Below are 21,795 nucleotides of genomic sequence, written 5' to 3'. Positions count from 1 at the left end.
TCCGTGACCTGCAGGTGTGCTGCGCCGGCCGCGGTAGCCCCGCATCGACCACACCACACCCGTCTGACGCGAAGATTTACCCGGCCATAGGCAGGTGGGCGGGTGAGAGGGTGACGTCGTAGCCCATCTGTCGGAGTTGGTCGAGGGCGCGGTTCTTGGCCTTGTCGGGGTTGAGTCGGACGAAGTAGTCGCCTCCGGGCTCGTGGTAGGGGTTGTCGTTGGTGAGCATGTACCAGATTGCGACGAGCATCGCGTGCTCAAGTGCGACCTGGGCCTTGATCGGGCCTCGTCGTGTGGCGATGCGCCGGTACTTCGCCGCGAGGTAGGTGCTCTTGGACTTCGCGGCGGCCATGGCCGCGATGCCGAGGGCCCCCTTGAGGTAGGGATTGCCCGGGCGTGTCTTGGTGGACTTGACGTGCCCGGCGGATTCGTTCGATCCCGGGCACGTCCCGGCCCAGGAGGCCAGGTGTCCCGCAGTGGGAAAGATGGCCATGTCGGCTCCGGTCTCGGCGATGATGACGTCGGCGACCAACACGCTGATGCCCGGGATCGTGATGATCAGGTCCCTGACGTGGCGAAAGGGCTCGATCATCCTCTCGATCCGGGTGGTGAGCAGGTCGACGGCCTCGGTGTGGTGATCGATCAGGTCCAGATGCATCTGGGCAAGGAAGGCGTGGTGATCGTTGAAGCGTCCGGTCAACGCCTCGGTGAGCTGGGGGATCTTGACCCGCATGCGCCGCTTTGCGAGGTCAGCCAGCACGGCCGGATCCCGTTCACCGGCGATGAGCGCATCGAGCATCGCCCGCCCGGAGACCCCGGTGATGTCCGAGGCGACGGCGGAGAGCTTGATCCCGGCGTCCTCCAAGAGCTTTTCCAAGCGCTGGATCTCGCGGCTGCGTTCGCGGGTCAGCGCCGTGCGAGTGCGGGTCAGGTCCCGCAGTTCCCGTACCGGCGGCGGCGGCACGAACGATCCACGCACCAGGCCGTGAGCGCCCAGTTGCGCCAACCAGGCCGCGTCGGAGACGTCACTCTTGCGGCCCGGCATGTTCTTGGCGTGCCGGGCGTTGACGAGCAGCACTTCGAACGGGCCGTCCTCGAGGAGGTAGTAGAACGGCTTCCAGTAATCGCTCGTGGCCTCCATGACCACGCACGTGACAGCCTCGGTGATCAGATGCTCACGCAGGGCGAGTATCGAGTTCGTGGTCGCTCCCCACGTCGTGACGGTCGACTTCGCCCCCGCTCGGCCGCCTCCAGCGATCCGGACCGCGACCTTGGCGTCCCTCTTCGATACGTCGAGCCCGGCGCACCGCCGGTGCAGGACTTCCATCCCGACCACTTCCCCTCATCCGCCTTGGTGGAGTAACGGTGCGTTCGTCCCGGGAAGGGCTGGGAGTGTTTCGAAGTCTGACGCTCGTGCTCAAAGGCAACATTCCACGGTTCCCGTGGAGGCCCTCCGCCACCATGCTGACCTACAGGCTCAACGGCACCACAGAGGGCGCGGGGTCTACCGGGACGAACACCACCAGTGTCCCTGTCGGCACCCCCACGCCGCCAGCATCGCGCCAACCGCCACCGGAGCACCATCTTCGCGAGCCCCGGCGAGACTCCACGGAGTCTCTAAGTTGCTGACCTGCGCAGTGGCAATTTTCGTGAACTCTCTACGCCTGTCACAGGGCCGTGGTGGGGGTGGTGTCCACAGTCGTGGTGGCGATGTCGTACCCCGGCTCTACGGTGGGAACACCAGTTCGAGGTGGAGGTGGGAGCGGTGGACCAGGACCCCGGTGCGGCGGCCCGCGACCGCGACGCTGAGCCCGGTGCGGCGGCCCCCGACGGTGACGCTGAGCCCGGGGACGCCCCGGGCCGCGACGGCCAGGCCCGGGCGGGGGACCCCACGGGGCGTGGCGGCGGCCCGGTCGGGGATGCCGAGGCGCGGGATGCGCAGGCGCGGGAGCGCGGGTACTGCTGCTACGCCGACGCGCTGACCAACGGTGGGTGCGAGCACCTGATCGCGGTGCAGCGGGAGTGGCGGGCCGAGGAACGCATCGCCCGGGCCCGGACCCTGACCGCGATCGGTCTCAAGGGCCTGGCCGAGCGGGCCCACGACGGCAACCGGTGGTCCCAGGGCGTCTTCGACCAGCTCCTCGGCCCCGGCGGGTACCAGGCCGTCGCCGAGACCCTCCCCCAGCCCACCACCACCGCCGCCGACCCCCGCACCGGCCCGGCCGCCGACCCCGACCCGGCCGCCGACCCCGACCCGGCCGCCGGCACCGACCCGGCCGCCGGCACCGACCCCGCCGCCGGCTCCGGCACCGAGTCCGGCTCCGTCGCGCGCCTCGATCACGACGACCAGGACCACGACCCCACTGCCGACGCCGACACCGGCTCCGGCTCCGATGCCGGTGCCGGTGCCGACGTTGAATCTGACGTTGAATCTGACGCTGACGCTGACGCTGACGAGGACGGTGGTCGGGTCCGGCGGCGGCGGTTGGACCGGCCGATCGCGGAGGTCATCGCGCAGGTCTACGCCGAGCACGCGGCCACCCTCGGGGTCGCCCTGAACGTCCTGGCCTCCATGGCCCCAGGACCCGAGCTCGCCGCGCTGCTGGACGAGATCGACCTGGAGTCCCTCGCCCCCTTCGCCAAGGTCGAGGTCGTCGCCGCCTACAAACGCCTGGAGTCCTGGTCCGCCGGACGGGCCGCGCTCGCCGCCGCCCACGTCGCCACCGAACCGGTGATGTACGCCAAGACCGGCGCGGCCGCCCCCAAGACCATCGACGGCACCGCCGAAGAGCTCGCCCTACGCCTGGCCACCACCCGCCAGGACGCCGCCAAGCTCGTCGCCACCGGCCAGGGCCTGACCCGGTCCTTCCACCAGACCCGGGACCGGCTCGAGGCCGGCGAGATCGACTACCGCAAGGCCGCCACCATCGTCGCCACCCTCCACCACAGCCCCACCCCCGTGGCCTGGATGGTCGAGCACGACATCCTCACCGAGGCCGACCGGCGCACCCACCCCCAGCTCGTCCGCGACCTCGCCGACAAGCTCATCGCCGTCGACCCCACCGACGCCCAGGCCCGCCACCACCGCGCCCGCGGCCACCGCCACGTCACCCACACCCAACCCCTACCCGACGGCATGGGCCGCATCAGCGCCATCACCACCGCCACCAGCTGCGTCCAGATCGACCTCGTCCTGGACCACATGGCCCAATCCGCCCGCGCCGCCGGCGACACCCGCACCACCGACCAGCTCCGAGCCGACATCCTCCTCGCCCTCATCACCGGCCGCTTCCGCCCCACCACCCACACCCACGACCACAACCACGACCACGACCACGACCACGGGGACGGCGACGGCGACGACGGCCACGCAGCCCCACCGACCACCGACACCCACACACCCGGGGCCGGGCCGGACCCCGGGCGCGGGGCACCCGACGCCGGGGGCGAGGCCATCGGGACCGGGGGCGTCGGGGCCAGGGCCGTCGGGGCTGGGGCGACGTGCCGGTGCCCGGTCCCCCAGGACCCCGGGCCCCGCCTGCCCCCGCTGCACCTGCTCATCCCCGCCGACGGCGAGTGGTTCGGCGACCCCCCACGGGTCGACCTCCGCCTCGACGTCCCCCTGTCCGTCCTCCTCCCACCACCCACCAGCGCCCCGCCGCCGACCACCACGCCGCCACCGACCACCACGCCAACGTCTGACCCGCCGCAGGACACGCCGACGGTGCCCGGCGAGCTCCCCGACCACCCCGCAGAGTCACCGCCGACCACCGACCCACCGACCACCGACCCGCCGCAGGACCCGCCCGCCCTGACCGGCGAGTTCCCCGACGACCCACCCGCCGGCGTCGCCACCCTCGCCGGCTACGGACCCATCACCCCCGACGTCGCCCGCGCCCTCGCCGCCGGAGGAACCTGGCGCCGGATCGTCACCGACCCCCTGACCGGCGCGGTCCTCGACGTCGGACGCACCCGCTACCGGCCCCCCGCCGACCTCCTCGACCACGTCCGCCAACGCGACCGCACCTGCGTCCGCCCCGGCTGCACCACCCCCGCCCACCGCTGCCAGTACGACCACACCCAAGCCTGGGCCCACGGCGGCCCCACCGCCGCACACAACGGCGGACCCATGTGCACCCGCGACCACACCATCAAAACCGCCGGCATCTTCACCGTCGCCCAACCCGAACCCGGCATCTTCGAATGGCTCACCCCCACCGGACACGCCTACCGACGCCAGATCAACGGCACCATCACCATGCTCCCCCACACACCCCCCTACCTCCGCCACCACCGACCCACGTCAGCACCGCTGCCCGGAGCCGCACCCGCCGACCCGCCCTCGGACCACGACGCCCCGCCCTACTGATCGCGCTGCTCCGCATCCAGCAGGATCTCGCCCTCGTGGGGCCGTACCTCGACTCGCGGCCGTTCGTCCGTTCCTGGACCGCCCGTACCGACACCGCCCAGCAGCACGGCGACCGCGCCGACGATCCCGGGCCCGACACCGAGGTCCGCGACCTGCAGATCGGGGACACCACGTACAGCCGCACCGCCGACGAGCGGCATCATCTCGAGGTCCGAGGGGGAGCGCCGCAAACCCGTCCCGAGCGCCTTCAGCGCCGCCTCCTTCCGCACCCAGGCGGCGGCGACGGCGTCCGGCCGCTCAGCCGGCGCCAGGCCCTCGACCTGGAGTCGTTCACCAGGTGAGAGCGCGACGTCCACAACCGGGGCTGCATCGACGGAGGCAACAGACTGGACGTCGATACCGACCGGTCCGGCGTCGGTCAGCGCGACCGCGAGCACACCCGAGCTGCGGGTCACGCTGACCCACAGCCGCTCGACCCCCTCGATATGGACCTGCCCATGTGCCTCCCCGCACAGCTCGCAGCGCGCGACGAGCGGCACGGCCTCTGGCGCGAGGCCCAGTCGCTCACCGAGAACTCGCCGCAGCATGACGCGTGCAACCACGAAGGCGGCTCGCCGGTCGGGCCGCAGCCGGCGCGCGCGCCTCTCCTCGACGGCGTCCAGCTCGGCCGGCAGCCCGCGCGCGTCGACGGTGGAGCGCTGGGTCAACCACTGCTCACCCACGCCGGCGGCCACGAACCAGACGTCCACCACCGCGACCCCCACGCCGTCATCCTCGCGCGATCGAGTCGTCGCTGGGCGGCAGGCAGCGACGGCGCGGCGGCGGACTCGCTGGAGAGGAACCTCGTCGGCACACGGATCGCGACACAACGCACCCCGCGCGTCACCCCGAGCCCCCAACGGCTCGCCCGAGCCACCCGCCACAGGGGCTCGTGGCTCGGGCGAGCGCGTCAGGCTCCGGGCTCGGCCAGACCCGAGCGCTGCTGGCTGGCGTGGAGCTCCTTCTCGTTGATGGGCTCGCGCCCGACAGCACGCTGGTGGCGGAAGTACTCCCGTGCCTCCCGCTGGCGCTCCGCCTCCACATCGGTGGCGATCGTGGCGCGCAGGTGACCGGGGCTGTACCCGAAAGCGGCGACCAGGTCGTTCACGTGCGGGCGCAGCCGCATGAGCAGCCTGTCGACATAGCTCGTCACCGTCTTCGCGCGCTGGCCCGAGATCCGCCCGTTCATGAGGTACCAGGCGAGGTTCTTCTCGATCAGCGTGAGGCCGTAGAGGTCGCGGAGCGTGGTGAGGACCTCCCGGGTCCGAGGGTCCCGCACCGTGGGCAGCGCGGCGGTGAAGGCCTCCCACTGCAGCAGCTCGGCGTGCGACCGCGCCGCCTCGATGAGCTCGTGCTGGTGGGCGTTGAACAGGGCGGCCGCCTCGACCGGCGAGGCGTGCCGCGCAGGCCGCAGCGCCGTCGCGATCTCGGCGATCATCGACTCCACGCGGTCCTCCAGCAGCTCGCGCTGCGTCTCCGCGGCGCGCAGGTGGCCGGCCGAGCGGGCCCGGGAACCGGTGTCGAGGACGGACTGGGCGGCCCGGCGCAGCGGCGTGCGGTGCAGCGTCATGTCCGCTGCCCGCGCAGCGACGTAACGAACGGCGCCGGCGATGTCGACCTTCGCCATCTCCCGGCCGTAGTCGGTGAGGAGACGCTTGCCGACGAGCTGGAGGAGGACGTTGTTGTCACCCTCGAACGTGACGTAGACATCCATGTCCTGCCGGAGGCCGACCAGACGGTTCTCCGCCATGTAGCCGGCGCCGCCGCAGGCCTCCCGCGCCTCCTGGAGCGCGTCGAGCGCGAGCCATGTGGTCATCGGCTTCGCCGCGGCCGCGAGGGTCTCGAGGTCCTGGCGGTGCTCGTCGGAGTCGTGCCTGCCGGAGAAGACCTCGTCGAACCGGTCGAGCAGCTCGTTCTGCGCGAAGGTCGCCGCGTACGTCCGGGCCAGGAGAGGCAGCAGCCGGCGCTGGTGCTGCTGGTAGTCCATGAGCACGACCTCGCTGTGCTCGTCCGCACCGGTGAACTGACGCCGCTGGGTGCCGTAGGCGACGGCGATCGCGAGCGCCATCTTCGACACGCTCACCGCTGCGCCGGACAGGGAGACCCGACCCTGGACGAGCGTGCCGAGCATGGTGAAGAACCGCCGTCCCGGGCTGGAGATCGGCGAGGAGTACGTGCCGTCCGGCGCGACGTCCCCGTACCGGTTGAGAAGGTTCGTGCGGGGCACTCGCAGGTGGTCGAACCACAGCTGACCGTTGTCCACCCCGCGGAGCCCGCCCTTGAGCCCGTCGTCGGAGCCCTCGACCCCGTCGACGAAGTGCATCTCGCCGTCGGCCCGCTCCTCCCGGATCGGCACGTAGAAGGCGTGGACCCCGTGGTTCACGCCCTTGGTGACCAGCTGGGCGAAGACGACCGCCGCCACCCCGTGGAGCGCGGCGTTGCCGATGTACTCCTTGCGTGCGGCGGTGATCGGGGTGTGGATGACGAACTCCGCCGTCGACTCGTCGTAGGTCGCGGTCGTCGCGATGGACGCGACGTCGGACCCGTGGCCGATCTCGGTCATGGCGAAGCAGCCCGGGACGCTGAGGTCGAGGATGCCGGGAAGCCACCGGCGGTGGTGCTCCTCGTTGCCCAGGTGGAGGACGGCGGAGCCGAACAGGCCCCACTGGACGCCGGCCTTGATCTGCAGCGACGGGTCGAGGACGGCCAGCTCCTCGAAGCCGGCGAGATTCCCGCCGGGGTCACCCTTGCCGCCGACCTCCGGCGGGTAGGCACGGTGGACGAGGCCCATCGCCGCCAGCCGCCGGGACTGCACCAGGACGCGCTCGCGGTGCTCCTCCATGGTCAGGCTCTCGATCTTCTGGAGATCGGGGTCGAGGGCGAGGTCACGGGCGGCGCGTCGCAGCTGCCACCAGCGCCCGTCGAGGATCTTCCCCAGCGCGGCGACATCGATCCGCTCACCGGTCTCGACCGGGGTCACGCCCGGGCTGGGCGGGGTCGCGGCCGAGGGCAGCTGCTCGAGGGGGGCGGCGGTGACGCCGCCGTCCGGGCTCGCGGGCAGGGTCTCGGCCCTGCTCGCCGGGCTCTGGCTGGTGGGGATCGTGGTGCTCATCGGTTCTCCGGTTCGCGTCGTTGCTGGTCGGGTCTTCGGTGGTGCCGGTCGGGTCTTCGGTGGTGCCGGTCGGGTCTTGGTGGTGCCGGTCCACGTCTCGTGGTGCCGGTCGGTTCGTGGACGAAGGTCAGGCCCGGTGGTCCGGGTCCCGCTTCTGGGAGCGCGCCGTCTCAGGGTCGCCGTCGCGCGCGACGTGTCACTCCGACCGCTCCGTCCCACAGCCAGTTGGCCAGGTGGGCGGTCATCTCCTCGCGGCTCATCTCGGCGAGGACGCCCTCCGCACCCGACGGCGTCGACGCGGCACCAGCCGACGACGACGCCGCTCCCGCCGACGGCACAGCTCCCGAGGTCGGCGCGCCCGAGGAGGTTGCCGACGCCGAGGGGGCCGCGACCTCCGTCGTGCCGACCGCCGACCCGCTCTCGCCGGGGCGGTCGATCCGCGAGGCGATCCAGCGCTCGGCGGCGCCGCGCACCAGCCCGACGACCCCGGCCGCCCACACGTGGGCGACGGCGAGGGTCTCGTCGTCGGGACCGTCACCCGGCTCCTCGCCGCGCAGGGCGGGCAGGAGCGAGTCGACGACGAGGTCCGCGACCTCGGCGACGAACCCTCGCAGCGCCCCGGCGGTGGACGCGGCCTCGGTGCGGGTGACGAACGTGTAGACGTGAGGCGCGCGGTCGACCATCTCCAGGTAGACGGCAACCATCGCCGAGATCCGCTCGCGCGGACCCCCGGCCGTTGCCGCCGCCTCCTCGAGGGCGATGCGCATCCGGCCGAGCACCTCCTCGCCGACAGCGGTCTGCAGGCCGGTCTTGTCGGTGAAGTAGCGGTAGAGGATCGACTTGGAGGTGCCGATCGCCGCCGCCAGCTCGTCCATCGACAGGTCCGGACCGCCGTGCTGCACGGCCCGCCGCGCCGCCCGGACGAGCTCCTCACGCCGCGAGGTGCGGTGCCCGGCCCAGCGCGTGGAGCGCCCGTCAGGCGTCGGGCGGCCGTGGGCGCGGGCGGAGCCGGCACGCGCGGAGTCACCGGCGTCCCCGGTGGAACCCCCGGCGAACGCGGAGCTCTCGCCGGGCGTGGGGGTGCGGTCCGTGACAGGCATCACGATACTGACAGTATCAGGTACTGTGAGTACTGCAATGGTCGACGGCGGGCGACGGACCTAGGTCCCGACCCACCACGACCGCACCGCAGCGACCGCCGGGCCCGCCCGGCAGGCAAACCGCACCGGCAGGAAGAGGACGACGACGTGACCTCAGCACCCACCCCGCAGACCCCCGCGAAGCGCGCGGCGATCGTGGGGGCGAACCGCATCCCGTTCGGCAAGGCCGGCAGCGCCTATGCCGGCGCGTCCAACAAGGACATGCTCACCGCAGCCCTCGAGGGGCTCGTGGCCCGCTTCGGTCTGGCCGGCGAGCGGCTGGACGAGGTCGCCGCGGGCGCCGTCGTCAAGCACTCCCGCGACTTCAACCTCACCCGCGAGACGGTCCTCGGCTCGTCCCTGGACCACCACACCCCCGCCTACGACGTCCAGCGCGCGTGCGGCACGGGCCTGGAGGCGATCGTCGGCGTCGCCAACAAGATCGCCCTCGGCCAGGCCCAGGTGGGCGTGGGCGGCGGTGTCGACTCCGCCTCCGACGCACCGGTGGTCGTCTCCGAGCGCCTGCGCAAGGCACTGCTCAGGGCCAGCCGCGCCAAGACCCTCCCGGACCGGCTCAAGGCCTTCGCGGCGATCCGGCCGCGCGACCTCGCCCCCGTCGCACCCGACGTCGCCGAGCCGCGCACCGGACTGAGCATGGGCGAGCACCAGGCCCTCACGACCGCCCGCTGGGGCATCACCCGCGAGGCCCAGGACGCCCTGGCGCTGGCCTCGCACACCAACCTCGCCGCCGCGTACGAGCGCGGGTTCTTCGACGACCTCATGACGCCCTACCGCCGGCTCACGCGCGACGAGTCGCTGCGCGCGGACACCTCGATGGAGAAGCTCGCCAAGCTCAAGCCCGTCTTCGGCGCCCGGACCGCCACGCCCGAGGGTCCGGCGGCGACCATGACCGCCGGCAACTCCACCCCGCTGTCCGACGGCGCGTCGGTCGTCCTGCTCTCCTCGGACGAGTGGGCGACCCAGCGCGGCCTGCCGGTCCTGGCCCACGTGGTCGACGCCCAGGCCGCGGCCGTGGACTTCGTCGCCGGCGAGGAGGGCCTGCTCATGGGCGGCGCCTACGCCATCCCCGCCCTGCTCGACCGCACCGGCATGCGCCTGGAGGACTTCGACTACGTCGAGATCCACGAGGCCTTCGCCGCCACCGTCCTGGCCACCGTGGCCGCGCTCGAGGACGAGGACTTCGGCCGCACCCGGCTCGGCCGTGACGGTGCGGTGGGCACGATCGACCGCTCCCGCCTCAACGTCACCGGCTCCTCCCTCGCGGCCGGCCACCCCTTCGCCGCCACGGGCGGCCGGATCGTGGGCACGCTCGCCAAGCTCCTGCACGAGCGTGACGAGTCCGAGGTCCGCCCCGGCTCCCCCGCCCGCGGACTCATCTCGGTCTGCGCGGCCGGCGGCCAGGTCGTCACCATGATCCTGGAGGCAGCGTGAGCGACACCTACGCCAAGCTCGTCGGCGCACCCGGCCCCGCCCAGCAGCTCGCCAAGAAGCTCGGCCTCCCCCGGCCCGCGCGGCTGCGGCGAACCGACCCGACGTCAGTCGACCGGCCGCTGACCCCCGGGCCGGTGCTCGTCCTGTCCGACGACGCCTCCACCGCCGACGCCGACACGGTCGCCGAGGGCCTGCTCGCCTGGGACCTCGACGTCCACCGCGACGCACGGCTGCCCGACCACGCCCGCTGGGGCGCCGTCGTCCTGGTCCTCACCGAGCTGCCCCACCCCGCCGCCCTGTCCGCGCCCGCCATGCAGCTCGGTTCCGTGCTGCGCTCGCTGGCGCCGGGCGCCCGGGTCGTCTCCCTCTCCCGCCGGGCCCCGGGCCCGGACGCGACGACGAACCTCGCCCCGGCGGTCGCGGCCGCGCGGGCGGGCGTGGACGGCTTCGTCCGCTCGGTCGCCAAGGAGCTGCGGAACGGGGCGACGGCGAACGGCGTCGTCCTGGCCGACGACGTCGACGTCCGCGCGCCGTCCGTCCGCGGGGCGCTGCGGTTCTTCCTCTCGGCCCGCTCCGCGTTCGTCGACGGCCAGCTCCTCGCGGTGGTCTCGGGCGCCGGCTCGGAGCCGGCGGACTGGGCCCGCCCCCTCACCGGGGTGGCCGCCGTCGTCACCGGAGCCGCCCGCGGGATCGGCGCGGAGGTGGTGCGTGTCCTCGCGCGCGACGGCGCCCACGTGCTGGGCGTGGACGTCCCCGCCGCCGGGGAGTCGCTCACATCGGTGATGAACGAGGTGCACGGCGTCGCCCTCCAGCTCGACATCACGGCCGAGGACGCCGCCGCGCGCATCCTCGACGTCGCGCGCTCGCGCTACGGGCACCTCGACGTCGTCGTCCACAACGCCGGCATCCTGCGCGACAAGCTTCTCGCGAACATGTCGGCCGAGAAGTTCGACGACCTCACCGCCGTCAACGTCACCGCCCCGCTGCGGATGAACGAGACCTTCGCCCGGCCCGGGGTGCTCGGCTCGGCATCGACGGCGCCGCGAGTCATCTCCCTGGCCTCCACCTCCGGCATCGCCGGCAACCGCGGCCAGACCAACTACGCCAACGCCAAGGCCGGTCTCATCGGCATGACCCGGGCCCTGGCGGGCTCCCTGACGGACGCCGGCGGGACGGTCAACGCGGTGGCGCCGGGCTTCATCGAGACGGAGATGACCGCCAGCGTGCCGCCGGTCCCTCGCCAGGTCATGCGGTGGGCGAGCTCCCTCCAGCAGGGCGGGCGGCCGGTCGACGTCGCCGAGGCGATCGCCTTCCTCGCCTCCCCGCAGGCGGGCGGGATCGACGGGCAGGTGCTCCGCGTGTGCGGGCAGCTGCAGACCGGCCAGTGACCGGCGACGGGGGGCGCGCGGCGTCCCGGCGTCCGGCGACCTACCGGGAGGAGGTGCTCCCCACGATGCCGCGCCTGAGCCGGCTCTACGCCCAGGCCGTGGGACGCACGCGCACGCTGGTGATGGCCCGGAACCTCACATCCCGTGGCGGGCTGCCGCCCGTCGTGCTGCGGGTCGACGACGTCCGGCCGGACGTCGCCACGCTGGCGGAGTACCAGCACCTGCTGGGCGAGCCCGGCACGGACCGGCTCCCCGCCGGGTACGTGCACGTGCTGGCCTTCCCGCTCGCGATGGCGGTCATGGTCCGGGAGGACTTCCCGCTGCAGGTCCTCGGCCTCATCCACCTCGCCAACACCGTCGAGCAGCTCGCCCCGCTCGACCTCGGGACACGCCTGACCGTGCGGGCGTGGGCCCAGGACGCGCGTGAGCACCGCAAGGGCGCCCAGGTCGACCTCGTGGTCGAGGCCAGCACCGGGCCTGCCGACACGGTCGTGTGGCGCGGCGTCTCGACGTACCTCGCCACCGGACGCGTCCCGGCGGGGCTGCCGCTCGCCCCAGCGCTGCCCCAGGACGAGCGGGGGGGACCCCCCGCCGTCCCGACGGCGCTGTGGCGTCTCGGGCCGGACGTCGGCAGGCGGTACGCCGAGGTCTCCGGGGACCGCAACCCTATCCACGTCTGCCGCCTGGGCGCCCGGCTCTTCGGCTTCCCCCGGCCGATCGCCCACGGCATGTACACCGCGGCCCGGGCACTGGCGGGCGTGCCCGGACGCGGGGACCGCTTCGAGTGGACCGCGACGTTCGGCAAGCCCGTGCTCCTGCCCGCCACCGTGGCGTTCGCGGCCCAGGGCGACACGTACACCGCCTGGAGCCTGCGCTCGGGCAAGATCCACCTCACCGGGGCCGTGCGGCCGCTCTGAGTCTCCCGCGCCGGGCGTCCTCAGGGCCCCGCACCGAGGGTCGCAACGGTTGTGCACCGATACGTCGTCGGGGTTGCGCCCGCCCTGTCGGTCCGGGGTGGGCGCAGCACCCGACGGGTGTCTGCGGCCAGTTATCCACCACGAGTACCCACAGGCTTGTGCACATACACACAGAGCCGGGGACAACCCTGTGGACGACCGGTGGAGAAGGTCGTGGCGGGCTCGTCCACCAGCTCGACACCCGGTGTTCAGGCAGCGGTCACCGGACGGACAACCCCCCGGCCAGCCCCCCTTGTCCGGTGCCACCAGAGCGCGGCGGAGTGTGTTTCGTTTCACATTCGCGCCACCGGGCGCGGGGCCGGTACGGCGTCGTTCGGTGCCCGATCCCGCCGCGGCCGGGTGCCCGGCACCAGGGCCGGCCGGCCCGGCCGCGTACCCTTCCGGTGTGTCCGCCACCATGCACGTCACCGGCCTCGGCGCCGCCCGCGGGCCGCGCCGGCTCTTCGCGGACCTCACCTTCACGATCGCCCCCGGTGACGTCTGGGGTCTGGTCGGAGCGAACGGCGCCGGCAAGTCCACCCTGCTGGCGGCCCTGGCCGGCCACGCCACCGGCGCGGACCTCGACGGCACGATCACGCTCGCCCCGCCGACGGCCACGGTCGGGCACCTCGTCCAGGAGCCGGAGCGTCGGCCCGGCGAGTCGGTGCTGGACCTGCTGCGCCGGCGCACCGGCGTCGCCGCGGCAGCAGCCGACATGGACGCCGCCGCCCAGGCCCTCGGTGAGCGACCCGAGGACCACGCGACCGCCGACGACTACTCCCGCCTCCTCGAACGCTGGCTCGCCCTCGGCGGGGCCGACCTGGACGAGCGTGCCGGCGCGGCCGCCGACGACGTCGGCCTCACGGTCGACCTCGACACCCCCACCACCTCTCTCTCGGGCGGCGAGGCCGCCCGGGCGTCCCTCGCCGCCCTGCTCCTCTCGCGCTACGACCTGCTCCTCCTCGACGAGCCGACCAACGACCTCGACCTCGCGGGCCTGGACCGCCTCGAACGGTTCGTCACCGGGGCGAGGGTGCCGATCGTCGTCGTGAGCCACGACCGCGAGTTCCTCGCGCGCACCGTCACCGGCGTTGTCGAGCTGGACCTGGCCCAGCGGCAGGTGCGCGTGCACGACGGCGGGTACGACGCCTACCTCGCGGAGCGCGAGCTGGCCCGTCGCCGGGCCCGCGAGGCCTACGACGAGTACGAGGACCGGCTCGGCTCCCTCAACGACCGCCTGCAGACGCAGAAGGGCTGGGTCGACAAGGGCGTCCGCAACGCCCGGCGGAAGGCCCGCGACTCCGACAAGCACATCAAGGCCCGCGCTGTTGCCCGGACCGAGAAGCAGGCGGCCAAGGTCAGCCAGTCCGAGCGGGCCATCCAGCGTCTGGACACGGTGGAGGAGCCCCGGAAGGAGTGGGAGCTGCGCATGTCGATCGCGCACGCCCCCCGCTCGGGAGCGGTCGTCGCCACCGCCGACGGCGCCGTCGTGCGCCGCGGGACCTTCACCCTCGGCCCCGTCACCGCGCAGGTGGACTACGCCGACCGGATCGTCATCACCGGGGCCAACGGCTCGGGCAAGTCCACCCTCCTCGGCCTGCTCCTCGGACGGCTGGAGCCGTCGCAGGGGCGCGCCGGCCTCGGCGCCGGCGTCGCGGTGGGCGAGGTGGACCAGGCCCGCGCCCTCCTCGACGGCGACCGGACGCTCGCGGCGACCTTCGCCGAGGAGCTGCCGGACTGGCCCGACGCCGAGGTGCGCACCCTCCTGGCCAAGTTCGGCCTGGGCGGGGACCACCCGCTGCGGCCCGCGGGGTCCCTCTCCCCCGGCGAGCGCACCCGCGCCGCGCTCGCGCTGCTCCAGGCGCGGGGGGTCAACCTCCTCGTCCTCGACGAGCCGACCAACCACCTCGACCTGCCCGCGATCGTCCAGCTCGAGCAGGCGCTCGAGTCCTTCGCCGGCACCCTGCTGCTGGTCACGCACGACCGGCGCATGCTCGCCGACGTGCGCGCCACCCGGCGCTGGCACCTCGACGCCGGCCGCCTCACGGACGAGACGGTCTGAGGTCCGGCCGGAGCTCAGACCGACGACCGGCCGGGGGCGCAGCCAGCGACCGCGGGCCTAGGAGAGCGCTGAACAATGCGTGTCCTTGCCCGGTGTGTGGGTCGGGTTCGGGAACGCTTGGGGTTATGCAGGGTCGATCGCGAGATCAGCGGGATCTGTTCGACGCGGAGTCGATGGCCGGGAACTTGCTCGAGCGGGGCAGTGTGTTCGCGTTCTTGGCCGAGCAGCGGTTGACGTTGTTCCCGGAGGAGATGTTCGCGGACTTGTTCCGCTCCTCGCGGGGACGTCCGTCGGTGCCGGCGGACGTGGTCGCCGCCGTCTTGGTGCTCCAGGCCTTGCATGGCCTGTCCGACCGGGAGGCCACCGAGGCCGTGGCGTTTGATCTGCGGTGGAAGGCGGCCTGCGGCCTGGGCGTCCAGGCGCCGGCGTTCCACCCGACGACGTTGACGTACTGGCGCCGCCGCCTCGCGGCGTCGGAACGGCCGAACCGGATCTTCGAGGCCGTCAACGCGGTGGTGATGGAGACCGGGGTGCTGCGCGGGAAGAACCGGCGGGCGCTGGACTCCACGGTGCTCGAGGACGCGGTCGCCACCCAGGACACCGTGACCCAGCTGATCGCCGCGATCCGCCGGGTCGCCCGGGAGGTCACCGGCGGCAAGGAGCTGGTCGCCGCGCACTGCACCCGCCACGACTACTCCTCGCCGGGTAAGCCGCGGATCGCCTGGGACGATCCCGGCGCGCGGGACGAGCTCGTCTCGGCCCTGGTGAGCGACGCGCTGGCGTTGCTGGCTCACCTGAACGTCGGGTCCCTGGAGGAGGACGAGGCCCAGGTGGTGGCCTTGTTGGCGGTGGTCGCCGGGCAGGACGTCGAGCCGGCTGAGGGCTCCGACGGCACGGACGGGCGCTGGCGCATCGCGCGCAAGGTGGCCTACGACCGGGTGATCTCCACCGTCGATCCCGCGACGCGCCACGCGCACAAGACCGTGGCCCAGCGCCGGAACGGGTTCAAGGCCCATGTCGTGGTCGAGCCGACGACGGGGCTGTTCACCGCCACGAAGCTGACCAAGGCCGCCGGGCCGCAGTCCGCCGACGGGAGCGTCGGGACGGACCTGCTGGCCGCGGACACCACCCTGTCTCCTGAGTCCGCCGAGCCCGCCGAGGACGCAGCACAGGCCGAGGATGCCCCGCAGGCCATGGCAGGGCCGCAGGCACCGGCCCGGCAGATCCCCGTCGAGGTCCTCGCCGACTCCGCCTACGGCACCGGCGAGGCGCTGGCCGCCCTGGAGGCGGCTGGGCACACCGCGATCATCAAGCCCTGGCCCCTGCGCCCGGCCGTCCCGGGCGGGTTCACCCTCGAGGACTTCACCGTCGATGAGGCCGCCGGCACCGTGACCTGCCCGAACGGGCTGACCCGCACGATCAGTCCCAAGCGGAAGGTCACCTTCGGGGCCGGCTGCCGCGGCTGCCCGCTGCGGGATCGCTGCACGACCTCGGCCCGTGGCCGCAAGCTCGACCTGCACCCCCACGACGGGCTCCAGCGCGCCCACCGCGCCCGAGCCCAGCAGCCCGGGTTCCAGGACACCTACCGCACTCTGCGGCCGATGGTCGAACGCTCCATCGCCTGGCTCACACGCGGCAACCGCAAGGTCCGCTACCGCGGGATCGCCAAGAACGACCACTGGCTCCACCATCGCGCCGCCGCCATCAACCTCAAGCGCCTACTCACCCTCGGTCTGCAGCGCACCGGCGGGACCTGGGTGATGGCTACCGCGTGAAGCAGCCGCGCAGCCTGGTCCCACAGCGGTCCCCGGGCACACAATGGGCCCCGCGGGCAGGCCCGACCTCGTGTCCAGCCAGGTGCTGTGACCGCCGCCAGACGGCCTTGAGGCAACCTGCCCGCCCAGCCTCACCCCGCACCACCAGCAAACAGCGCCTTGTTCAGCGCTCTCCTAGCTGCCGTAGTCCTCGATCTTGACCGCGGAGATCTCGAACTCGAGGGTGATCTTCTCCGAGACGAGGACCCCGCCCGTGTCCAGCACGACCTGCCACTCCAGGCCCCAGTCACGGCGGTTCACCCGCCGGGTGCCCTCGAAGCCCGCCCGCAGGGCCCCGGAGGGGTCGCGCTGGACGCCCACGGCCTCGAGCGGGATGACCACGTGCTTGGTGACGTCGCGGATCGTGAGGTCGCCGGCGACCATGCACGTGTTGTCCTCCACCTCGTCCACCGCGGTCGAGGTGAAGACGATCTCGGGGTACCGCTCGGCGTCGAAGAAGTCCGCGCTGCGCAGGTGGGCGTCCCGCTCGGCGTTGCGCGTGTCCACGCTCGCCGTCCTGAGCCGCACGGTCACGGTCGACCGCGAGAGGTCGTCCGCGTCGACGTGCATGCGCCCGTCGATCTCGTTGAAGGCGCCGCGTACCTTCGTCACCATCGCGTGGCGGGCCGAGAAGCCGATCCTGGTGTGACTCGGGTCGAACATCCACTCGCCGCCGAGCTGGGCGTCGATCTCGGGCATGGGGGTGCTCCTTCGCCGCTCCGGGCCGCGCCGGGTGGAGGCCCGGCCGTGGCGAGAGTATGGCACGGGCGCCCCGGCCCCGTCCGGTGACCTGCAGCGACGCCCGGCCCTAGACTTCCCCACGCACGCCGCCCAGCGGTGCTTCGACGACGAAGGGTGTGTCCGATGAGGGTTGGGGTTCCGCGCGAGGTCAAGGACACCGAGCTGCGGGTGGCGCTCACGCCGGCCGGGGCCCACGAGCTCGTCCGCGCGGGGCACGAGGTGGTCGTCGAGGCCGGCGCGGGCACCGGGTCGGCCATCCCGGACCCCGAGTTCACCGCCGCGGGCGCCACCATCCTCGACTCCGCGGACGACGTCTGGGAGGCCGGCGACCTCATCCTCAAGGTCAAGGAGCCGGTGGCCGAGGAGTACCACCGCATGCGCGCGGGACAGACGCTCTTCACCTACCTCCACCTCGCCGCCGACCGTGCGCTCACCGAGGAGCTCGTGCGCCGACGCGTCACCGCCGTCGCGTACGAGACCGTCCAGCTCACCGACCGCACGCTGCCCCTGCTCGCCCCCATGAGCGAGGTCGCCGGCCGGCTCGCGCCCATGGTGGGCTCGCACACCCTCATGAGCGCCCAGGGCGGGCGCGGGGTGCTGCTGGGCGGGGTGTCAGGGGTGTACGCCGCGAAGGTCGTCGTCATCGGGGCCGGGGTGGCCGGGATGAACGCCGCCGCGATCGCCCTGGGCATGCAGGCCGAGGTCCTCCTCCTCGACCGCGACATCGCCAAGCTCCGCCACGCCGACGCCATCTACCAGGGCCACTGCCAGACGGTCGCCTCGAACTCCTACGAGGTCGAGCGCGCGATCGCCGACGCCGACCTCGTCATCGGGGCGGTCCTGCTCCCCGGGGCCAAGGCGCCACGGCTGGTGACGAACGATCAGGTGGGCCGGATGAAGCCGGGCTCCGTCGTCGTCGACATCTCGGTGGACCAGGGCGGCTGCTTCGAGGACACGCGGCCGACGACGCACACCGACCCGACCTACCGCGTCCACGACACGGTGTTCTACTGCGTGGCGAACATGCCCGGCGCCGTGCCGCACACGTCCACCTACGCCCTCACCAACGCGACCGTGCCCTACGCGGTCGAGCTCGCCGGCCGCGGCTGGCGTGACGCGATGCGCGCCGACCCGGCGCTGGCGCACGGCCTCAACACCCATGACGGCGCCGTGACCAACGCCGCCGTCGCCGCGGCGCACGGCATGGACGCGGTCGACCCGGCCGCGGTGGTCCGCGGCTGAGGACCGCGACCCCGGGCCCGCGACAGGCGCCGGGCAGCGGCGACGCTCAGCTCAGCGGCTGACGAGCGAACCGAGGACGGACGTGAACAGGCGCAGCCCGTCGGTGCCCGCGCGCGGGCGGCCCGGCTCGTCCGGGCCGAAGCCGGGCACGACGGCGTGCTCGGGGTGGGGCATGAGCCCGACGACGTTGCCGCGGGCGTTCGCGATCCCGGCGATATCACGCAGGGAGCCGTTGGGGTTGCCGCCCTCGTAGCGGAAGACGACCCGTCCCTCCCCCTCGAGCCGGTCGAGCGTGTCCTCGTCGGCGACGTAGCCGCCCTCGCCGTTCTTCAGCGGGACCGTGATGACCTCGCCGAGCTCGAGGTCCGACGTCCACGCCGTGGACGTGCTCGTCACTCGGAGGTCCTGGTCGCGGCACACGAAGAGCTGGTGGTCGTTGCGGATGAGGGCGCCGGGCAGCAGGTGCGCCTCGCACAGGATCTGGAAGCCGTTGCAGATGCCCAGCACCGGCAGGCCCGTCTCGGCCGCGGCGACGACCTCGCCCATGACGGGGGCGAAGCGGGCGATGGCCCCGCAGCGCAGGTAGTCGCCGTAGGAGAAGCCGCCGGGCAGGACGACGGCGTCGACGCCGCGCAGGTCCTCGTCCGCGTGCCACAGCGCGACCGGCTCGGCGCCCGCGAGGCGGACGGCCCGCTGGGCGTCGCGGTCGTCGAGGCTGCCGGGGAAGGTGACGACGCCGATCCGCGCGCCGTTCACCGGGCGGCCTCGTCGACCTCGTAGACCCCCACGACGTCCTCGATGACGGGGTTGGACAGCGCGGTCTCGGCGGCCCGCCGGGCGGCGTCGAGGAGCTCGCCGGTGACCTCGCCGTCGACGCTCAGCTCGAAGCGCTTGCCCTGGCGCACGCCCGCGAAGTGGTCGAGGCCCAGCCGGGGCAGCGCCCGGGCCACGGCCTTGCCCTGCGGGTCGAGGATCTCGGGCTTGGGCATGACCTCGACGACGATGCGTCCCATTGCGGTGCTCCTGGGCGTGTGGCGGACGGCGGCGCCTCCAGGATAGCCGCCGCGGCGCACCACCCGGTCCGGGTGTCCACGGGCGGCGCGGGAGGCGCGGAGCAGACGTCGGGGCCACGCCGGCGTGGCGAGCGGGCGGCAGGACGAGGCCGGGCAGCGGACAAGCCGACGGCCGGTCGCGGTGATCCGCAGCCGGCCGACGGGCTCAGGGGGTGGGGCGGCGCGTCGCCGTCACACCCGGTACTGGACGGCGAGCGGGCAGGCCCACACGTCGAGGCCGCCGCGGCCGACCTGGTTGAGGTAGGTCCCCACCGCTCGGTAGGACTGGACGAGGGTGGTCTCGGTGTAGCGCACACCCAGCTGGTCGCAGTACTCGCGCACCATCGGCGCGACCTTGCGCAGGTTGGGCCGAGCCATCGAGGGGAAGAGGTGGTGCTCCACCTGGAAGTTCAGCCCGCCCATGAAGGTGTCGACGGCGCGCCCGCCGGAGATGTTGCGGCTCATGAGCACCTGGCGCCGGAGGAAGTCGATCTTCACGTCCGGCGCGACCATCGGCATGCCGATGTGGTTCGGGGCGAAGGACAGCCCCATGTACAGGCCGAAGATCGCAAGCTGCAGCCCGATGAACGCCGCGGCCTTGCCGGGCGAGAGCACGAGGAAGACCAGCGTGACGTAACCGACGAGGCGGACGGTGATGAAGGCGATCTCGACTCCGCGACGCTTGACCACCTCGTCGCGGCCCAGCGCCCGCTTGAGGCCCTGGACGTGGAGGTTGACGCCCTCCAGGAGGAGCAGCGGCCAGAAGAACCAGCCCTGCTTGCGCCCGAGCCACCGGGTGACGGGGTGCTTGCGGGCCGCGATGTCCTCGGGGGTGTACGCGAGGACGCCGGGCTCGACGTCGGGGTCGGCACCGGCCTTGTTCGGTGCGGCGTGGTGCTTGTTGTGCTTGCGCTGCCACCACCCCAGGCCCATCCCGGCGTAGAGGTTGATGACAATGAGGGAGACCCACTCGTTCCACTTGCCGGACACGAAGATCTGGCGGTGCGCGGCGTCGTGACCGACGAACGCGACCTGGGTCAGGAGCACGGCCAGCACGGCGGCGGTGACGAGGTGCCACCACGAGTCACCCACGACCACGAACACGGCGATGAGCGCCAGCCCGGCCACGGTCAGGCCGATGAGCTTGGCCCAGTAGTAGCCGTACGCGCGCCGCATGAGCCCGGCCTCCTGCACCTTGGCGGTCAGCGCGGTGAAGTCGCTGACCTGGTGCCGGCGGGCCGCACCGGGGGTGCGCGGGGACGGGGTGCGCGTGGGTTCGAGGGTCTGGCTCAACGGCCGCCGCCTTGTCATCGAGGGGCGCGACCGGTGGGCCGCACAGGCCCGGGAACGGGCGCTGTCACCGAGTGTGGCACGGATCCGGCCGGCACGACAGGGGAAGTTACGTTTGCGTAGGTTTCCCCTGGTCAGGGGCTCGGCCGCTCTCACGCCTCCAGGACGCGTCCGGTGAGGCGCTCGTAGGCCTCGACGTAGCGCTCGCTCGTGCGCTCGACCACCTCGCGCGGCAGCGCAGGTGGCGGCGTCCCCGCCCGGCGGTCCCAGCCGGACGCCGGCGAGGTGAGCCAGTCGCGGACGAACTGCTTGTCGTAGCTCGTCTGGGTCCGGCCCGGCTCCCAGTCCTCGGCGCGCCAGAAGCGCGAGGAGTCCGGTGTCAGCACCTCGTCGCCAAGGACGATGACCGGCTCGCCGGGCTGCAGGGACGCACCGAACTCGAGCTTGGTGTCGGCCAGGATGATGCCCCGCTCCCCCGCGATCTCGGCCGCGCGGCGGTAGACGGCGAGGGTGCGGTCCCGCAGGCGGCGGGCGATGGGCAGGCTCACCCGGTGAGCGGTCTCCTCGAAGGTGATGTTCTCGTCGTGCTCGCCGACCTGGGCCTTGGCGGCCGGGGTGAAGATCGGCTCCGGCAGGCGGGCCCCCTCCTCGAGTCCGGGTGGCAGGGCCAGCCCGCACACCGTGCCGGAGGTCCGGTACTCGGTCATGACCGAGCCGGTGATGTATCCGCGCACGACGCACTCCACCGGGTACATCCGCAGCTGCCGGCAGATCATCGCCCGGCCACGCACCTCCAAGGGCACGTCGAGGGAGACCACGTGGTTGGGCACGACCTCGGCGAGCTGGTCGAACCACCACAGGCTCATCGCGGTGAGGATCCGGCCCTTGCCGGGGATGGTCGTCGGGAGGATGTAGTCGTAGGCGCTGATGCGGTCGGACGCGACGACCAGGACGACGTCGCCGCCCGCGTGCGAGGACTCGTCGGAGGGGACGTAGAGGTCTCGGACCTTGCCGGAGTAGGTGTGCGTCCATCCCGCCAGCACGGGCGCTGCGCCGCCGTCGATGCTCATGGGGGTCATCCTGGCAGGGTCCGCCGCGCGCCGTCGGCGGTGACCGTCGCGGCGTTCACGGGCACCCGG

16 protein-coding genes are annotated in these 21,795 nt (G+C 73.1%); 7 read left to right on the top strand and 9 right to left on the bottom strand.

Annotated elements, in window-relative coordinates; translation table 11 throughout:
- Positions 1-76 precede the first annotated feature (76 nt).
- On the bottom strand, positions 77-1,327 hold the full coding sequence (locus EDD32_RS08530) for an IS110 family RNA-guided transposase (RefSeq protein ID WP_123915458.1): 1,251 nt from the start codon (positions 1,325-1,327) through the stop codon (positions 77-79).
- 438 nt (positions 1,328-1,765) lie between these two features.
- Here EDD32_RS08530 and EDD32_RS08515 point away from each other — a divergent pair, with 438 nt between their 5' ends.
- Positions 1,766-4,369 carry an HNH endonuclease signature motif containing protein gene (locus tag EDD32_RS08515; RefSeq protein WP_170175251.1) on the top strand — a complete coding sequence of 868 codons (2,604 nt, stop codon included), beginning with the start codon at positions 1,766-1,768 and terminating at the stop codon, positions 4,367-4,369.
- On the opposite strand, the gene EDD32_RS08510 is transcribed toward EDD32_RS08515, so the two are convergent.
- The 3 genes from EDD32_RS08510 to EDD32_RS08500 all read right to left on the bottom strand — a co-directional run bounded on the left by EDD32_RS08510 (position 4,363) and on the right by EDD32_RS08500 (position 8,620).
- A complete protein-coding gene (locus tag EDD32_RS08510) occupies positions 4,363-5,103 on the bottom strand; it encodes a 4'-phosphopantetheinyl transferase family protein (protein ID WP_123916649.1) in 741 nt (246 codons plus the stop codon). The genes EDD32_RS08515 and EDD32_RS08510 overlap by 7 nt on opposite strands.
- 215 nt (positions 5,104-5,318) lie before the next feature.
- The gene (locus EDD32_RS08505) at positions 5,319-7,520 is read right to left on the bottom strand and encodes an acyl-CoA dehydrogenase family protein (protein ID WP_123916647.1); all 2,202 of its coding nucleotides are present in this window, start codon (positions 7,518-7,520) and stop codon (positions 5,319-5,321) included.
- Positions 7,521-7,690: 170 nt separating this feature from the next.
- A complete protein-coding gene (locus tag EDD32_RS08500; RefSeq protein ID WP_123916645.1) occupies positions 7,691-8,620 on the bottom strand; it encodes a TetR/AcrR family transcriptional regulator in 930 nt (309 codons plus the stop codon).
- 147 nt (positions 8,621-8,767) lie between these two features.
- Between EDD32_RS08500 and EDD32_RS08495 the strand changes: the two genes are divergently transcribed.
- The 5 genes from EDD32_RS08495 (at position 8,768) to EDD32_RS08475 (ending at position 16,292) form a co-directional block, all read left to right on the top strand.
- Positions 8,768-10,111 (top strand): acetyl-CoA C-acetyltransferase, encoded by a 1,344-nt coding sequence (locus tag EDD32_RS08495; protein WP_123916643.1) that lies wholly within the window; start codon positions 8,768-8,770, stop codon positions 10,109-10,111.
- On the top strand, positions 10,108-11,499 hold the full coding sequence (locus EDD32_RS08490; protein ID WP_123916641.1) for a 3-oxoacyl-ACP reductase: 1,392 nt from the start codon (positions 10,108-10,110) through the stop codon (positions 11,497-11,499). Before EDD32_RS08495 ends, EDD32_RS08490 begins: the two co-directional genes overlap by 4 nt.
- A gap of 65 nt (positions 11,500-11,564) precedes the next feature.
- Complete coding sequence (locus tag EDD32_RS08485) at positions 11,565-12,416, top strand: MaoC/PaaZ C-terminal domain-containing protein (RefSeq protein WP_123916639.1); 852 nt, start codon at positions 11,565-11,567, stop codon at positions 12,414-12,416.
- 445 nt (positions 12,417-12,861) lie between these two features.
- A complete protein-coding gene (locus EDD32_RS08480) occupies positions 12,862-14,517 on the top strand; it encodes an ABC-F family ATP-binding cassette domain-containing protein (RefSeq protein WP_123916637.1) in 1,656 nt (551 codons plus the stop codon).
- A 125-nt stretch (positions 14,518-14,642) separates the two neighbouring features.
- On the top strand, positions 14,643-16,292 hold the full coding sequence (locus tag EDD32_RS08475; RefSeq protein WP_123914609.1) for a transposase: 1,650 nt from the start codon (positions 14,643-14,645) through the stop codon (positions 16,290-16,292).
- A gap of 174 nt (positions 16,293-16,466) precedes the next feature.
- Here the strand turns inward: EDD32_RS08475 and EDD32_RS08470 are convergent, their stop codons facing one another.
- The gene (locus tag EDD32_RS08470; RefSeq protein ID WP_123916635.1) at positions 16,467-17,030 is read right to left on the bottom strand and encodes a YceI family protein; all 564 of its coding nucleotides are present in this window, start codon (positions 17,028-17,030) and stop codon (positions 16,467-16,469) included.
- 165 nt (positions 17,031-17,195) lie between these two features.
- Here EDD32_RS08470 and ald point away from each other — a divergent pair, with 165 nt between their 5' ends.
- Complete coding sequence (ald, locus tag EDD32_RS08465; protein WP_123916633.1) at positions 17,196-18,314, top strand: alanine dehydrogenase; 1,119 nt, start codon at positions 17,196-17,198, stop codon at positions 18,312-18,314.
- A 51-nt stretch (positions 18,315-18,365) separates the two neighbouring features.
- Here ald and purQ read toward each other — a convergent pair whose 3' ends face one another.
- The 4 genes from purQ to EDD32_RS08445 all read right to left on the bottom strand — a co-directional run bounded on the left by purQ (position 18,366) and on the right by EDD32_RS08445 (position 21,726).
- A complete protein-coding gene (gene purQ / locus EDD32_RS08460) occupies positions 18,366-19,070 on the bottom strand; it encodes a phosphoribosylformylglycinamidine synthase subunit PurQ (protein ID WP_123916631.1) in 705 nt (234 codons plus the stop codon).
- Complete coding sequence (locus tag EDD32_RS08455) at positions 19,067-19,327, bottom strand: phosphoribosylformylglycinamidine synthase subunit PurS (RefSeq protein WP_123916629.1); 261 nt, start codon at positions 19,325-19,327, stop codon at positions 19,067-19,069. The genes purQ and EDD32_RS08455 overlap by 4 nt, the downstream gene beginning before the upstream one ends.
- A gap of 231 nt (positions 19,328-19,558) precedes the next feature.
- A complete protein-coding gene (locus EDD32_RS08450) occupies positions 19,559-20,677 on the bottom strand; it encodes a fatty acid desaturase family protein (protein WP_123916627.1) in 1,119 nt (372 codons plus the stop codon).
- A gap of 131 nt (positions 20,678-20,808) precedes the next feature.
- On the bottom strand, positions 20,809-21,726 hold the full coding sequence (locus EDD32_RS08445) for a phosphoribosylaminoimidazolesuccinocarboxamide synthase (RefSeq protein ID WP_123916625.1): 918 nt from the start codon (positions 21,724-21,726) through the stop codon (positions 20,809-20,811).
- Between the last annotated feature and the right edge of the window lie 69 nt (positions 21,727-21,795).

It is taken from the genome of Georgenia muralis, assembly GCF_003814705.1.
GTDB classification, from domain to species: domain Bacteria; phylum Actinomycetota; class Actinomycetes; order Actinomycetales; family Actinomycetaceae; genus Georgenia; species Georgenia muralis.
This window is presented reverse-complemented; position numbering and strand designations above follow the sequence as displayed.